Source organism: Burkholderia pyrrocinia (genome assembly GCF_001028665.1).
Taxonomy (GTDB): domain Bacteria; phylum Pseudomonadota; class Gammaproteobacteria; order Burkholderiales; family Burkholderiaceae; genus Burkholderia; species Burkholderia pyrrocinia.
Genome location: NZ_CP011503.1, coordinates 3,567,825 through 3,584,103, shown reverse-complemented (window position 1 = coordinate 3,584,103; position 16,279 = coordinate 3,567,825). Strand labels below are relative to the sequence as shown.

Genomic DNA, 16,279 nt, shown 5'->3' with positions numbered 1-16,279 from the left:
GCCCACAGGTTGGTCACGCCGTGCGACGCGATGGTCTCGCATTCGAAGCCGAGCGCGGTGAGGCGCCCGGTCATGATCTGCTGGCAATGCTGGTCGTCGGGCGTCACGGACGCGCGGGCGATCAACTGTTCGGTAAGGGCTAGGGTGGCGGACATGGTTCGGACCACTTTCGATAAAAAATGCCGGCACGGTGGCCGGCAGCGACAAGACGAGGCGCAGCGCGGGCAGCCCTATGCGGCAAACCGCGCCGCGTATTGATCGGATGCGAAGCCGAGCGATTTCACGCGGCCGTTGACGACGAGCACGGGCGCTTGATGACCGACGGCTTGTGGATCATCAGCGCGACCGCACCGGTCTTCGTTTCGGCGGCCGCCTTCATCGCGTCGTCCAGGCCGCGCACGTGGTGCCGCGCTTGTTCACGAGCGCGTCGAGCGACACGTCCTTCAGCCAGTTTTCAAGCAGCGGCGCGCTGACGCCGAGCTTCTTGAAATCGTGGAACTCGAATTCGACGCCGTGATCGTCGAGCCACACGCGGGCCTTCTTCACGGTGTCGCAGTTCGGAATGCCGTAGACGACCACGGTGTGCGGCTTTGCCATCAGTCGCCTCGCAGCAGCTCGTTCAGGCCGACCTTCGCGCGGGTCTTCGCGTCGACCTTCTTGACGATCACCGCGCAGTACAGGCTGTGCGAACCATCCTTCGACGGCAGGTTGCCGGCGACGACGACCGAGCCGGCCGGGATGCGGCCGTAGCTGACCTCGCCCGTCTCGCGGTCGTAGATCTTCGTGCTCTGGCCGAGGTACACGCCCATCGAGATCACCGAGTTTTCCTCGACGATCACGCCTTCGACGACTTCCGAGCGCGCGCCGATGAAGCAGTTGTCTTCGATGATGACCGGGTTCGCCTGCAGCGGTTCGAGCACGCCGCCGATGCCGACGCCGCCCGACAGGTGCACGTTCTTGCCGATCTGCGCGCACGAACCGACCGTTGCCCACGTGTCGACCATCGTGCCTTCGTCGACGTAGGCGCCGATGTTGGTGTACGACGGCATCAGCACGACGTTCTTCGCGATGAACGAGCCGCGGCGCGCGATGGCCGGCGGGACGACGCGGAAGCCGCCCGCGGCGAAGTCTTCAGCCGTGTAGTTCCGCGAACTTCGACGGCACCTTGTCGTAGAACTGCGAGTAGCCGCCGGCCGGCATCGGCGTGTTTGTCCTCCAGGCGGAACGACAGCAGCACGGCCTTCTTCAGCCACTGGTGCACGGTCCAGTTGCCGTCGATTTTCTCGGCGACGCGCAGTGCGCCACGGTCGAGCTGCTCGATCGCGTGAGCGACGGCCTCGCGGACGTCGGCGGGCGCGGCCTTCGGCGACAGCTCGGCGCGGTTTTCCCAGGCGGTATCGATGATTTGCTGAAGTTGTTGCGACATGTTCGTTTTCGCAGGAGATGGATGGAATTGATCGGGATGGACGATTACCGCGCGAGAGAACGGCAGAAATCGACGATGCGTTGCGCGCCCTCGACGCATTCGGGGGTGCCCGCGACGAGCGCGATCCGGATGAAATCGCGGCCCGGGTTGGTACCGTGCGCATCGCGCGCCAGGTACGAGCCGGGCAGAACCGTCACATTATAGTCGGCGTACAGGCGGCGGGCGAACTCGGTGTCCGACAGCCCGGTACGCGGACACGTTGGCCCACAGGTAGAACGCGGCGTCGGGCAGCTTCACGTCGATCACGTCGGCGAGCATCGGCGTGACCGTATTGAACTTCTGCAGGTACAGCGCGCGGTTCTCGCGCACGTGCGCCTCGTCGTTCCACGCGGCGATGCTCGCGTGCTGCCAGACCGGCGACAGCGCGGCGCCATGGTACGTGCGGTACAGCAGGAATTTCTTCAGCAGCGCCGCGTCGCCGGCGACGAAGCCCGAGCGGCATGCCTGGCACGTTCGAGCGCTTCGACAGGCTCGACAGCATCACGAGGCGCTCGAAGCCGCGGCCGAGGCGGTGCGCGGCCTCGAGGCCGCCGAGCGGCGGCGCCGCTTCGTCGAAATAGATCTCCGAATAGCACTCGTCGGACGCGATCACGAAACCGTGGCGGTCGGACAGCGCGAACAGCTCGCGCCAGTCGTCGAGCGTCAGTACGGCGCCCGTCGGGTTGCCCGGCGAGCACACGTACAGCAGTTGCGTACGCGCCCAGACGTCGTCGGGCACGGCTGCGTAGTCGCACGCGAAATTGCGGGCCGGGTCGCTGTTCGCGAAATAGGGTTCGGCACCGGCCAGCAGCGCCGCGCCTTCGTAAATTTGATAGAAGGGATTCGGACAGAGTACGATCGCCTTCTCGCCGTGCCCGGACGGGTGCGCGTCGATGACGGTTTGCGCGAGCGAGAACAGCGCCTCGCGCGACCCCGACACGGGCAGCACCTGCGTGGCCGGATCGATCGGCCGGCAGCCCGTAGCGGCGCTCGAGCCAGTGCGCGATCGACGTGCGCAGCGCGTCCGAGCCGGCGGTGGCCGGGTACGACGCGAGGCCGTCGAGTGCGGCCACCACGGCGTCGCGGATCAGCGCCGGGGTCGGATGCTTGGGCTCGCCGATGCCGAAGCTGATCGGTTTGAGGTCGCCGGAGGGCGTCACGTCCTTGAACAGGGCGCGCAGCTTTTCGAAGGGATAGGGCTGGAGCGAGTCGAGTCGAGGGTTCACGGGCGAAGCGGCCATCGCGGCCGGTTGGAGCGAAAGAAGCGGCGGACGTGCCGCGCGGCTGCGAACGGGCGCCGACGGCGCGCGGGTCGCAACGAATGATTATAGCGTGACGGAATGCGGTCACGGCCCGCCGGAACGGCGGCCGGGCCGGTGGAATAAAGGGTATCGAACCAAATGAATAACGCGGTACGCGGCAGCCTGCCGACGCTGGCCATCCTGATCGGCGCATCGGTATGGGGCCTGATCTGGTATCCGCTGCGGATCCTCGCGTCGCTCGGCGTGACGGGCACGCTGGCGAGCGCGCTGACGAGCGTCGTCGCGTTCCTGTTCGTGATCGTCACGCGGCACCGCACGATCGCGACGCTGCGCTGGCACTGGGTGCTGCCGGGCATCGCGGTCACGGCCGGCGTGACGAACCTCGGTTTCGTATGGGGCACGATCCACGGCGAGGTGCTGCGCGTGATGCTGCTGTTCTACCTGACCCCTGCATGGACCGCGATCTACGCGCACTTCCTGCTGCGCGAACGGCTGACCTGGGCCGGCGCGGGGCTGGCGGCGCTGTCGATCGGCGGCGCGATGCTGATGCTGTGGTCGCCGAAGCTCGGCTTGCCGCTGCCGGCCAACCCGGCCGAATGGGCCGGCCTCGCGGCCGGGCTGAGCTTCGCGATGAGCAACGTGCTCGTGATCAAGGCGAGCCGCGAGCTGCCCGGGATGCGCGCGGAGATGCGCACCGCGACGCTGTTCGGCGGCGCGGCGGTGTTCGGCGCGATCGCGTCGCTGTTCGAAGGGCTGCCGGCCGCGCCGGCGGGCGGCCAGCTCGGCGTCGCCGCGTTGATCATCGCCGCGATCGGCGTGACGATGGCGGCCAACAACCTGCTCGTGCAATACGGTCTTGCGCGCGTGCCCGCGAACCGCGCGTCGATCATCATGCTGTTCGAGATCGTGATCACCGCGCTGTCGGCGTGGGTGTTCGCGAGCGAGCTGCCGACCGCGCGCGAGTGGGCGGGCGGCGTGTGCATCGTGCTGGCGACGCTGCTGTCCAGCCGGGTCCATCGTGCCGCACCGGCACCGGGCAAACCCGGCGACGGTCGGGACGGCGCACGCGCGATGGTATGATGGAAGCCGTTTGCGGGGCCCAACGCTGTATGCGCGCGGCCCCGCTTTTGAATTCCGGGGCGCGTCGCGCGCATGGGTCGTCCGGCCCCGCGCAGCGCGGCCCCGTCCGTTTCACACCTTCTTCACATCCGATACCGCCGTGCGTCTGAGCTCGATCAAACTCGCTGGCTTCAAATCCTTCGTCGATCCCACGCATTTCCAGGTTCCGGGCCAGCTTGTCGGCGTGGTGGGCCCGAACGGGTGCGGCAAGTCCAACATCATCGACGCCGTGCGCTGGGTGCTCGGCGAGTCGCGCGCCTCCGAGCTGCGCGGCGAATCGATGCAGGACGTGATCTTCAACGGCTCGACCGCACGCAAGCCCGGCAGCCGGGCAAGCGTCGAGCTGATCTTCGACAACTCCGACGGCCGCGCGGCCGGGCAGTGGGGCCAGTACGGCGAAATCGCCGTGAAGCGCGTGCTGACGCGCGACGGCACGTCGAGCTACTACATCAACAACCTGCCGGCACGCCGCCGCGACATCCAGGACATCTTCCTCGGCACCGGCCTCGGGCCGCGTGCGTACGCGATCATCGGGCAGGGCATGATCGCGCGGATCATCGAGGCGAAGCCGGAAGAGCTGCGCGTGTTCCTCGAGGAAGCCGCGGGCGTGTCGAAGTACAAGGAACGCCGCCGCGAAACCGAGAACCGCCTGCACGACACGCGCGAGAACCTGACGCGCGTCGAGGACATCGTCCGCGAACTCGGCGCGAACCTCGAGAAGCTCGAGGCGCAGGCCGTCGTCGCGAACAAGTACAAGGAACTCGTCGCCGACGGCGAGGAGAAGCAGCGCCTGTTGTGGCTGCTGCGCAAGAACGAGGCCGCCGGCGAGCAGCAGAAGCAGCAGCGCGCGATCGAGCAGGCGCAGATCGACCTCGAGGCGCAGACGGCGAAGCTGCGCGAGGTCGAGTCGCAGCTCGAGACGCTGCGCGTCGCGCATTACGCCGCGAGCGACGCGATGCAGGGCGCGCAGGGTTCGCTTTACGAGGCGAATGCCGAGGTGAGCCGCCTCGAAGCCGAGATCAAGTTCATCGTCGAATCGCGCAATCGCGTGCAGGCGCAGATCGCCGCGCTGAACGCGCAGCGCGAGCAATGGCGCGCGCAGGCCGAGAAGTCGCAGGACGAGCTCGAGGAAGCCGAAGAGGCACGCGCGATGGCCGACGAGAAGGCCGCGCTCGCCGAGGACAACGCAGCCGCGAAGCACGACGCGCTGCCGGCGCTCGAGGCGAAGTGGCGCGACGCGCAGGCGCAGCTCAACGACGAGCGCGCGCGGATCGCGCAGACCGAACAGTCGCTGAAGCTCGAAGCCGCGCACCAGCGCAACGCCGACCAGCAGCTCCAGCAGCTTCAGCAGCGCCATGAGCGCCTGAAGAGCGAAGCGGGCGGGCTCGACGCACCGGACGAGGCGCAGCTCGAGGAGTTGCGCATGCAGCTTGCCGAGCAGGAAGAAATCCTCGCCGAAGCGCAGGCGCGTCTCGCCGACGCGCAGGAAACGGTGCCGCGCCTCGACGGCGAACGCCGTGCCGCGCAGGAGCGCGTGCAGGCCGAAGGCGCGCAGATTCACCAGCTCGAGGCGCGCCTCGCCGCACTGAAGCAGCTTCAGGAAAACGTGCAGACCGAGGGCAAGGTGCAGCCCTGGCTCGACAAGCACGAGCTCGGCGCGCTGCCGCGCCTGTGGAAGAAGCTGCACGTCGAGGCGGGCTGGGAAGCGGCGCTCGAAGCCGTGCTGCGCGAGCGCCTCGCTGCGCTCGAAGTGTCGAATCTCGACTGGGTGAAGGCGTTTGCGACCGATGCACCGCCCGCGAAGCTCGCGTTCTACGCGCCGCCCGCGGCCGGCGAACCGCCTGCGGCGGTGGCCGGGCTGCGTCCGGTGCTGTCGCTCGTGCGCATCGACGACGCGGGCATTCGCGCGGTGCTGAACGACTGGCTCGGCAACGTGTATGTCGCCGACGACGTCGCGCAGGCGCTTGCGACCCGCACGCAACTGCCGGCAGGCGGTGCGTTCGTCGTCAAGGCCGGCCATATCGTTACGCGCGTCGGCGTGCAGTTGTACGCGGCGGATTCGGAGCAGTCCGGGATGCTGGCCCGCCAGCAGGAAATCGAAAACCTGACGCGCCAGGTGCGTGCGCAGGCGCTGCTCGCCGACGAGGCGCGCACGGCCGCGGTACGCGCGGAAGCCGCGCACACGCAGGCCACGCAGGCGCTCGGCGACGTGCGCGCGCAGGCCGAGCGTGCGACGCAGCGTGTGCACGCGCTGCAGATGGATGTGCTGAAGCTTGCGCAGGCACACGAGCGTTATACGCAGCGCAGCACGCAGATCCGCGAGGAACTCGAGGAAATCGGCGCGCAGATCGAAGAACAGCGCGCGCTGCGTGCCGAGTCGGAAGCGAATTTCGAGCGCTTCGACGGCGAACTCGCGGAGCTGCAGGCGCGCTTCGAAGACAACCAGCTCGCGTTCGAATCGCTCGACGAATCGCTGACGCAGGCGCGTCAGGAGGCACGTGACCTGGAGCGCGGCGCGAACGACGCGCGCTTCGCCGCACGCAACGCGGTGACCCGGATCGACGAGCTCAAGCGCAGCATCCAGGTCGCGCACGAGCAGAGCGAGCGCGTCGCCGCATCGCTGGAAGACGCGCGTGCCGAGCTCGAGACGATCAACGAACAGACCGCGCACACGGGCCTGCAGGACGCGCTCGAGATTCGCGCGGTGAAGGAAGAGGCGCTGCAGGCCGCGCGGATCGAGCTCGACGACCTGACCGCGAAGCTGCGCGCGTCGGACGAGCAGCGTCTCGTCGCTGAGCGTTCGCTGCAGCCGCTGCGCGACCGCATCACCGAACTGCAGCTGAAAGAGCAGGCTGCGCGCCTGGCCGTCGAGCAGTTCGCCGAGCAGCTCGCGACGGCCGAGGTCGACGAGGCCGCGCTGAGCGAGAAGCTGACGCCGGATCTGAAACCGTCGTACCTGCAGGGCGAGGTCACGCGGCTCAACAACGCGATCAACGCGCTCGGCCCGGTGAACATGGCCGCGCTCGACGAGCTGAAGGCCGCGAGCGAGCGCAAGGTGTTCCTCGACGCGCAGTCGGCCGACCTGATCGATGCGATCACGACGCTCGAGGACGCGATCCACAAGATCGACCAGGAAACCCGCACGCTGCTGCAGGGTACCTTCGACGAGGTCAACCGCCACTTCAGCGACCTGTTCCCGCGCCTGTTCGGCGGCGGCCAGGCGAAGCTGATCATGACGGGCGACGAGATCCTCGATGCCGGCGTGCAGGTGATGGCGCAGCCGCCCGGCAAGAAGAACGCGACGATTCACCTGCTGTCCGGCGGCGAGAAGGCGCTGACCGCGACCGCGCTGGTGTTCGCGATGTTCCAGTTGAACCCGGCGCCGTTCTGTCTGCTCGACGAGGTCGACGCGCCGCTCGACGACGCGAACACCGAACGTTTCGCGAATCTCGTGCGCGCGATGTCCGACAAGACGCAGTTCCTGTTCATCTCGCACAACAAGATCGCGATGGAGATGGCGCAGCAGCTGATCGGCGTGACGATGCAGGAGCAGGGCGTGTCGCGGATCGTTGCGGTGGACATGGAAACCGCAGCGGGTTTTGCCCAGAATTGATGTTTGACGAAACCGGACCGCGTTCGCGCGGCGCATGGGCGCCCGTTCGCGGTTCCGATGAAAAAGAATTGCTGATGGAGCGTGCATGGACGAGTTGACACTCGGTTTGATCGGCGCGGGCGCCGTCGTGGTGGGCGGCGTCGTGGTCTACAACGCATGGCAGGGCGCGAAGGTGCGGCGCAGGATGCCGCGGCCGATGCCGGAAGAAGCGGCCGAGGCGATGAGCCGCCCCGAGCGCGACGAAGAGTTGCCGTTCATCGAACCGGTGCGTCAGCCGGTGCGCCGCGAGCCCGCGGCACCGGTCGCGGCGTCCGCCGCGCCGGCCGAGGCCGCGCGCGTCGAGCCGACGTTCGGCGGGGCCGCGCCTGCGGACATGCCGGCCGATCTGCAGGCCGAGGCGACCGGCGTCGACCTGTCGTCCGAATCGACCGAACCGGCCGCCGGTGAAGAAGCAGTGCCTGCCGTCGTGCACGAAGCGGCCGCCGAACCTGCCGAGCCCGTGCTGCCGGCCGCGACGACGATCTCGTCGGCGCCGCCCGCGATCGTCGATCGCCGGATCGACTGCATCGTGCCGATCCGCCTCGCTGGGCCGCTGCCGGGCGACAAGATCCTGCCGGCCGCGCAGCGGCTGCGCCGCGCGGGCAGCAAGCCCGTGCACATCGAAGGCAAGCCGGAAGGCGGCCAGTGGGAACTGCTGCAGAACGGCGTGCGCTACGAAGAACTGCGCGCGGCCGCGCAGCTCGCGAACCGCAGCGGCGCGCTGAACGAGCTCGAATTCTCCGAATTCGTGACGGGCGTCCAGCAGTTCGCCGACACGATCGACGGCGCGCCGGAATTCCCGGACATGATGGAGACGGTGGCGATGGCGCGCGAACTCGATGCCTTTGCCGCGCAGTGCGATGCGCAGCTGTCGATCAACGTGATGTCGGACGGCGCGCCGTGGTCGGCGAACTACATTCAGGCTGTCGCGTCGCAGGACGGGCTGCTGCTGTCGCGCGACGGCACGCGTTTCGTGAAGCTCGACGCGAAGCAGAACCCCGTGTTCATGCTGCAGTTCGGCGACACGAATTTCCTGCGCGACGACCTCACGTACAAGGGCGGCAACATGATCACGCTGGTGCTCGACGTGCCGGTCGCCGAAGAGGACATCCTGCCGTTCCGGCTGATGTGCGACTACGCGAAGTCGCTGTCCGAGCGGATCGGTGCACGGGTCGTCGACGATTCGCGCCGGCCGCTGCCGGAGTCGACGCTGCTCGCGATCGAGCAGCAGTTGATGAAGCTGTACGCGAAGCTCGAGGAAGCCGGCATTCCGGCTGGTTCGCCGGTCACGCGCCGCCTCTTCAGCCAGTAACGCGATGGCGTGGACGGCGGGCCTGGGCACCGTCGTTCGCCGCTGCCGCGCACGCCTTTTCGTGTGCGCTGCAGCACGGTCATCCGGCGTGCATTGCACGCCCCGCCGCGGCGTCAAACTGAGATAATCGGGCATCCGATTTTCACAGAACGAATCTGCCGCCAGCATGGCCCGAACCCAAGCCGAACCGCCAGCCAGCCAGCCCGACGCGCGCGCCGCGTGGCTGCGCGACCAACTCGAGCGGGCGAACTACGCCTACTACGTGCTCGACCAGCCGGATCTGCCCGACGCCGAATACGACCGGCTGTTTCGCGAACTGCAGCAGCTCGAAACCGACCATCCCGATCTCGTGACGCCCGATTCGCCGACGCAGCGCGTCGGCGGCGAAGCGGCCGGCGGCTTCACGCCGGTCGTCCACGACGCGCCGATGCTGTCGCTGAACAACGGTTTCGCCGACGAGGACATCGCCGCGTTCGACAAGCGCGTCGCCGATGCGCTCGACAAGACGACCGATCTCGCCGGCTCGGTGACGGAGCCCGTCGAATACGCGTGCGAGCTCAAGTTCGACGGCCTCGCGATCTCGCTGCGCTACGAGCGCGGCGTGTTCGTGCAGGCGTCGACGCGCGGCGACGGCACGACGGGCGAGGACGTGACCGCGAACGTGCGCACGATCCGGTCGATCCCGCTGAAGCTGAAGGGCGAGAACGTGCCGGCCGTGCTCGACGTGCGCGGCGAGGTGCTGATGTTCAAGCGCGATTTCGCACGCCTGAACGAACGCCAGCGCGCGGCCGAGCAGCGCGAATTCGCGAACCCGCGCAACGCGGCGGCCGGCAGCCTGCGCCAGCTCGACTCGAAGATCACCGCGCAGCGTCCGCTGTCGTTCTTCGCATACGGAATCGGCGTGCTCGACGGGATGCCGATGCCCGACACGCACAGCGCGCTGCTCGACTGGTACGAAGCGCTCGGCCTGCCGGTGAACCGCGAGCGCGCGGTCGTGCACGGCGCCGGCGGATTGCTCGGCTTCTTCGGCAAGATCGGCGAGAAGCGCGAGTCGCTGCCGTACGACATCGACGGCGTCGTCTACAAGGTCAATCGGCGCGACGAGCAGGAGCGCCTCGGCTTCGTGTCGCGCGCGCCGCGCTTCGCGCTCGCGCACAAGTTCCCCGCGCAGGAAGCGCTGACGAAGCTCGTCGCGATCGACGTGCAGGTCGGCCGCACCGGCGCGATCACGCCGGTCGCGCGCCTCGATCCCGTGTTCGTCGGCGGCGCGACCGTGACCAACGCGACGCTGCACAACGAGGACGAGGTGCGCCGCAAGGACATCCGGATCGGCGATACCGTGATCGTGCGACGCGCGGGCGACGTGATCCCCGAGGTGGTCGGCGCGCTGCTCGACCGGCGTCCGGACGATGCAGCCGAATTCGTGATGCCGACCGAATGCCCGGTGTGCGGCTCGAAGATCGAGCGCCTGCCGGACGAGGCGATCGCGCGCTGCACCGGCGGCCTGTTCTGCCCGGCGCAGCGCAAGCAGGCGCTGTGGCACTTCGCGCAGCGCCGCGCGCTCGACATCGACGGGCTCGGCGAGAAGATCATCGACCAGCTCGTCGACCTGAATCTCGTGCGCACGCCGGCCGACCTGTTCAATCTCGGGTTCGCGACGCTTGCCGAGCTCGACCGGTTCGCCGAGAAGTCCGCACAGAATTTGCTCGACTCGCTCGAGAAGGCGAAGCACACGACGCTCGCGCGCTTCATCTACGGGCTCGGCATCCGCCATGTCGGCGAATCGACCGCGAAGGATCTCGCGAAGCACTTCGGCTCGCTGACGCCGATCATGGACGCGTCGATCGACGAGCTGCTCGAAGTCAACGACGTCGGGCCGATCGTCGCCGAGTCGCTTCACCAGTTCTTCGCGGAAGAGCACAACCGGACCGTGATCGAGCAGTTGCGCGCGCCGGGCAAGGTGACGTGGCCCGAAGGGCCGCCCGCGCCGAAGGCGCCGCAGGGCGTGCTGGCCGGCAAGACCGTCGTGCTGACGGGCACGCTGCCGACGCTCACGCGCGATGCGGCAAAGGAGATGCTCGAAGCGGCGGGCGCGAAGGTCGCCGGCTCGGTATCGAAGAAGACGGATTACGTGGTCGCGGGCGCCGAAGCCGGCAGCAAGCTCGTGAAGGCCGAGGAACTCGGCATCCCCGTGCTGGACGAAGACGGTCTGCACCAACTCCTGGAGGGCAATACGCCATGATTCGCGAGATCCTGAGGATGGGCGATCCGCGCCTGCTCGAAGTCGCCAAACCGGTCGAGCGGTTCGACACACCCGAACTGCACGAGATGGTCGCGGACATGTTCGAGACGATGCACCACGCGAACGGCGCCGGGCTGGCCGCGCCGCAGATCGGCATCGGGCTGCAGATCATCATTTTCGGCTTCGGCAACAACAACCGCTACCCGGATGCGCCGCCGGTGCCCGAGACCGTGCTGATCAACCCGAAGATCGAATTCGTGCCGCCGGACATGGAAGAGGGCTGGGAAGGCTGCCTGTCGGTGCCGGGCATGCGTGGCGTCGTCAGCCGCTACGCGAAGGTGCGCTACAGCGGCTTCGACCAGTTCGGCGCGAAGATCGATCGCGTCGCCGACGGTTTTCACGCGCGCGTGGTCCAGCATGAATACGATCACCTGATCGGCAAGCTGTATCCGATGCGGATCACCGACTTCACGCGCTTCGGCTTCACCGAGGTGCTGTTCCCGGGGCTCGATCCGGCGGGAGACGACTGACCGGCACGCGGGGCGGCAGGCGTCCGGTTTCGCGCCGCCCGCCGGAAACAAAAAAGCCCGCTTGCGCGGGCTTTTTCATTGCGGGGCACATAGGGCGTGCCCGCGGTCAGAACGTCTCGTCGGCCGACAGGTAGCGCCATTGCCCCTGCGGCAGCGCGCCGAGCATCACGCGGCCCATCCGCACGCGCTTGAGGCCGATCACGTCGAGACCGACCAGTTCGCACATGCGGCGGATCTGGCGCTTCTTGCCTTCGCGCAGCACGAAGCGCAGTTGCTCGCCGTTCTGCCAGCTCACCATCGCGGGCTTCAGCGCGACGCCGTCGAGTTCGAGGCCGTGGCGCAGCTTAGCGAGCGATTCCGCGGGGAAGTGCTGGTCGATGTCGAGGAGCCGTTCGCCGAAGCGCACGCGCACCAGGTACTCCTTGTCGATGTCCGATTGCTCGCCGATCAACTGCTTCGCGATCACGCCGTTCTGCGTCAGCACGAGCAGGCCGGTCGAATCGATGTCGAGCCGGCCGGCCGGCGCGAGCGCGTGCAGGTGCTGCGGCGAGAAGCGCAGCGGCGAATGGTCGCCGCTCCAGTGGTTCCCGCGCGTGATCAGCACGGCAGCGGGCTCGTAGCCGTCTTCCGCCTGACCCGACACATAGCCGACCGGCTTGTGCAGCAGGATCGTCACCTGCGCGGCCTGCGCGGCGCTCGCTCGCTCGTCGATCTCGATCTTCTGGTCGGCGCGCACCTTGGTGCCGAGCGTGTCGATGCGTTCGCCGTCGACGAGCACCCAGCCCTTTTCGATCCATTCGTCGGCTTCGCGGCGCGAGCACATGCCGAGCTCGGACATCCGCTTCGACAGGCGCATCAGGCCCGTTTCGTCACCGTAATCGGTGTCCGCAGCCTGGCGCTTGACGGGTTGCGCGGTCTTCAGGCCCGCGCCGGGCGAGCGGCGTTCGCCGTCGCGTGCGGGGCGAGCCGGGCGGTCGCCGAAGCTGCGCTTCGCGCCTTCGCTTGCAGCCTTGTCGCGATAGGGCGTGCGCTTGACGTCGTCAGCGCCTGCGCGGCGCGGACGTGCATCGTCGTCGTTGCGGCGGGCCGGGCGATCGGACGACGGACGGCGGTCGCCGAAGCTGCGCTTCGCGCCTTCGCCGGCGGCTTTGTCGCGATAGGGTGCGCGCTTGCCGTCGTCAGCGCCTGCGCGGCGCGGACGTGCATCGTCGTCGCTGCGGCGGGCCGGGCGGTCGGACGGCGGACGGCGGTCGCCGAAGCTGCGCTTCGCGCCTTCGCTTGCAGCCTTGTCGCGATAGGGCGTGCGCTTGACGTCGTCAGCGCCTGCGCGGCGCGGACGTGCATCGTCGTCGCTGCGACGGGCCGGGCGGTCGGACGACGGACGGCGGTCATCGAAGCTGCGTTTCGCCCCTTCGCCGGCTGCCTTGTCGCGATAGGGTGCGCGTGCGCCGCCTTCGGCACCTGCGCGGCGCGGCCGTGCGTCGTCATCGCTGCGACGGGGCGGGCGGTCGGACGACGTGCGGCGATCGCCGAAGCTGCGTTTCGCCCCTTCGCCCGTTGCGTTGTCGCGATAAGGCGCGCGCGTGCCGCCTTCGGCACCTGCACGACGGGGCCGTGCGTCGTCATCGCTGCGACGGGGCGGGCGGTCGGACGACGGACGGCGGTCGCCGAAGCTGCGCTTCGCGCCTTCGCCGGCGGTCTTGTCGCGATAGGGCGCACGCGCGCCGCCTTCGGCACCCGCGCGGCGCGGCCGCGCATCGGCGTCGCTGCGACGGGGCGGGCGCGAGTCGGGCTTGCCGTCAGCGCCGCGATAGCCGCGTTCGGCACCGCCGTCACGTGGCGCGCGCTTGGCCGTTGCGCGATCCGCGCCCGGGCGCTCGGCGCCCGCGGCGCCGCGCGGCTTGAACGTGCGTTCGCCGCCGGCAGCCGGGGACGCCTTCTTCGGGCGGGCCGGCTTGTCTCCCGCGGGCGGCGCAGCGGGGCGCACCGCCTTGCGGGCAACGTGGCTGCCGGAGCGGACGGGTGCGCGGGTCGGCGACGCCGGCCGCGGATTCTTGACGGTCAATTTGGTGCGCATAAACGCTGGGATTCATTCAGACTGCGATCGCGCGCAGCAATTCGGTTTCGAGCTGGATCTGCAGGCGGTTGTCGGACAAGCCGGCGCCCGCGAGCAGGAAGATGTCCTCGACGCGTTCGCCGAGCGTATTGATCCGCGCCGCATGGACGCCGATCCGATGCTCGGCGAGTACGCGCGCGATCGAATAGAGAAGGCCCGGCCGGTCGTTGGCGGACACGGACAGGATGTAGTACTGGCCGCGCTCGTCGGCCCGCAGGTCGACGCGCGGCGTGATCGGAAACGTCCGCGACAGCCTCGACAGGCGGCCCTTGGACGGCTCCGGCAGCGGTGCGGTTTCGGCGAGCCGCGTCGCGAGCTGCTGTTCGACGAGATTCGCGATGTCGCGGTACCGCACGTCGCGTTCGGTCTGCGTGACGATGAAGTTGTCGAGCGCATAACCGTGCCGCGTCGTGCTGACGCGCGCGTCGAGCACCGACAGCCCGTTGCGGTCGAAATACGCGCAGATGCCCGCGAACAGGTCGGGGCGATCCTTCACGTACACGAGCACCTGCAGCGCGTCGCCGATCGGCGACGGCCGCGCGCGGACGATCGCGGTTTCGGCGTTCACGTGCCGGTACAGCACACGTGTCTGCCATGCGATGTCGGCCGCATCGTGACGCAGGAAGAAGCCGACGTCGAGTTGATCCCACAGCGCGCGGTGCGCGTCGTCGGGCACGGTCTCGAGGCGCAGCAGCGCGAGCGCCTGTTCCTGCCGCGACTTCAACTCGGAGTGTGCATCGGGGTTCGCGCCGCCGAGCACCGCGAGCGTGATGCGGTACAGATCCTCGAGCAGCTTGCCCTTCCACGTGTTCCACACCTTCGGGCTCGTGCCGCGGATATCGGCGACGGTCAGAAGGTAGAGCGCGGTGAGGCGCCGTTCGTTGCCGACGAGTTCGGCGAAGCGCTTGATGACTTCGGGGTCGCTCGTGTCCTGCTTCTGCGCGACCTGGCTCATCGTCAGGTGATGCTGGACGAGCCACACGATCAGCGCCGCGTCGTCGCCGGCGATTCCGTGTTCGCGGCAGAAGCGTCGCGCGTCGGCCATCCCGAGCGTCGAGTGGTCGCCGCCGCGGCCCTTCGCGATGTCGTGGAACAGCGCCGCGACATACAGCACCCACGGGCGCTCGAAGTTGCCGATCAACTGGCTGCAGAACGGGTATTCGTGCGCATGCTCGGCGACCGCGAAGCGGCGGATGTTGCGCAACACCATCAGGATGTGCTGGTCGACCGTGTACACGTGGTACAGGTCGTGCTGCATCTGGCCGACGATGCGGCGGAAGTTCAGCAGGTAGCGGCCGAGCACGCTCGTCTGGTTCATCAGCCGGAACGCGTGCGTGATTCCTTCGGGCTGCTGCAGGATCCGCATGAACGTGTCGCGGTTCTGCGGATCGCGGCGCCACGCGTTGTTCATGATTTCGCGCGAGTTGTACAGCGCGCGCAGCGTGCGTGCGGACAGGCCCTTCACGCCGCGGGTCGTTTCGTACAGCAAGAACGCTTCGAGGATCGCATCGGGATGGCGTTCGAACACGCCGTCGTCGACGATCTCGAGCATCCCCTGCTTCTCGACGAAGCGATTGGGCGACAGCACGCGCGTGATGCCGCTCGTCGCGGGGAAGAGCTGTGCCTCGATGTTCTGGATCAGGATCGTCGCGAGCTGCGTGACGGCTTTCGCGGCCCAGTAATAGCGGCGCATCAGCTGCTCGCTCGCGCGCTTGGCCTGCGTCGGCTGGTAGCCGAAGCTCTCGGCGGCCTGCGTCTGCAGGTCGAAGACGAGCATGTCCTGGCGGCGGCCGGCGATCACGTGCAGCCGCGCGCGCAGCGTCTTCAGGAAGCCTTCGTTGCGGCGCAGCTCGCGCGCTTCGCGATCGGTGATGAGGCCGCGCGTGTCGAGCTCGCGCCAGCTGCTGCCGAAGCCTGCCGCACGCGCGATCCACAGGATCGTCTGCAGGTCGCGCAGCCCGCCGGGGCTTTCCTTCACGTTCGGTTCGAGGCTGTACGGCGTGTCCTGGAACTTCGCGTGGCGCTGGCGCATCTCGAGCACCTTCGCGGTGAAGAACGCGCGGGCGTCGAGCGCCTCGTGGTAGCGCACCGTGAAGCGCTCGAACAGCGCGGTGCTGCCGACGATGCGGCGCGCTTCCAGCAGCGAGGTTTGCACCGTGACGTCCTGCGACGCCTCCTCGATGCACTGCGCGACCGTGCGCACGCTGCTGCCGATCTCGAGGCCGAGATCCCACGCCATCCCGATGAAGCGTTCGATGCGCGGATCGAGCGCCGGGTCGTGCGCATCGGGCAGCAGCACGAGGATGTCGACGTCGGAATAGGGGGCGAGCTCGCCGCGCCCGTAGCCGCCGACGGCGACGAGCGCGAGCGTCGCCGGCAGCCCGCAATCGTCCCACACGCGCTTCAGTGCGTCGTCGGTGAGTTTCGACTGCGCGTGCATCAGCGACGCGACGTTCGTCGCGCGGCGAAAGCGCTCGAGCATGTCGGCTTTGGCGGCCTTGAATTCGGCGCGCCGCGACAGCGTTTCGGGCGAGGGGGCGGCGTGAGCGCTCATGGGCGGCCGTTCAGGTGGGGGCGGGGC

General features: G+C 68.5%; 7 protein-coding genes and 3 pseudogenes. 5 read left to right on the top strand and 5 right to left on the bottom strand.

Annotated features, from left to right (window positions below; genetic code table 11):
• Window positions 1-230: 230 nt before the first annotated feature.
• The 3 pseudogenes from ABD05_RS16345 to dapC form a co-directional block, all read right to left on the bottom strand.
• Window positions 231-597, bottom strand: a pseudogene (locus ABD05_RS16345) (arsenate reductase).
• A pseudogene (gene dapD, locus ABD05_RS16340) lies at window positions 597-1,426 on the bottom strand (2,3,4,5-tetrahydropyridine-2,6-dicarboxylate N-succinyltransferase). The pseudogenes ABD05_RS16345 and dapD overlap by 1 nt, the downstream one beginning before the upstream one ends.
• Window positions 1,427-1,470: 44 nt before the next feature.
• Window positions 1,471-2,706 (bottom strand): annotated as a pseudogene (dapC, locus tag ABD05_RS16335) (succinyldiaminopimelate transaminase).
• A gap of 159 nt (window positions 2,707-2,865) precedes the next feature.
• Between dapC and ABD05_RS16330 the strand changes: the two are divergent.
• The 5 genes from ABD05_RS16330 to def all read left to right on the top strand — a co-directional run bounded on the left by ABD05_RS16330 (window position 2,866) and on the right by def (window position 11,582).
• Complete coding sequence (locus ABD05_RS16330) at window positions 2,866-3,807, top strand: DMT family transporter (protein WP_047898417.1); 942 nt, start codon at window positions 2,866-2,868, stop codon at window positions 3,805-3,807.
• 139 nt (window positions 3,808-3,946) lie between these two features.
• A complete protein-coding gene (gene smc, locus ABD05_RS16325) occupies window positions 3,947-7,459 on the top strand; it encodes a chromosome segregation protein SMC (protein WP_047898416.1) in 3,513 nt (1,170 codons plus the stop codon).
• Between the two features lie 85 nt (window positions 7,460-7,544).
• A complete protein-coding gene (locus ABD05_RS16320) occupies window positions 7,545-8,810 on the top strand; it encodes a cell division protein ZipA C-terminal FtsZ-binding domain-containing protein (protein WP_047898415.1) in 1,266 nt (421 codons plus the stop codon).
• Between the two features lie 166 nt (window positions 8,811-8,976).
• Complete coding sequence (ligA, locus tag ABD05_RS16315; RefSeq protein WP_047898414.1) at window positions 8,977-11,052, top strand: NAD-dependent DNA ligase LigA; 2,076 nt, start codon at window positions 8,977-8,979, stop codon at window positions 11,050-11,052.
• Window positions 11,049-11,582 (top strand): peptide deformylase, encoded by a 534-nt coding sequence (def, locus tag ABD05_RS16310; RefSeq protein ID WP_047898413.1) that lies wholly within the window; start codon window positions 11,049-11,051, stop codon window positions 11,580-11,582. The genes ligA and def overlap by 4 nt, the downstream gene beginning before the upstream one ends.
• A 106-nt stretch (window positions 11,583-11,688) precedes the next feature.
• Here the strand turns inward: def and ABD05_RS36220 are convergent, their stop codons facing one another.
• Complete coding sequence (locus ABD05_RS36220; protein WP_082146116.1) at window positions 11,689-13,659, bottom strand: pseudouridine synthase; 1,971 nt, start codon at window positions 13,657-13,659, stop codon at window positions 11,689-11,691.
• A gap of 16 nt (window positions 13,660-13,675) precedes the next feature.
• Window positions 13,676-16,252 carry a [protein-PII] uridylyltransferase gene (locus ABD05_RS16300; RefSeq protein ID WP_047901010.1) on the bottom strand — a complete coding sequence of 859 codons (2,577 nt, stop codon included), beginning with the start codon at window positions 16,250-16,252 and terminating at the stop codon, window positions 13,676-13,678.
• Window positions 16,253-16,279 lie beyond the last annotated feature (27 nt).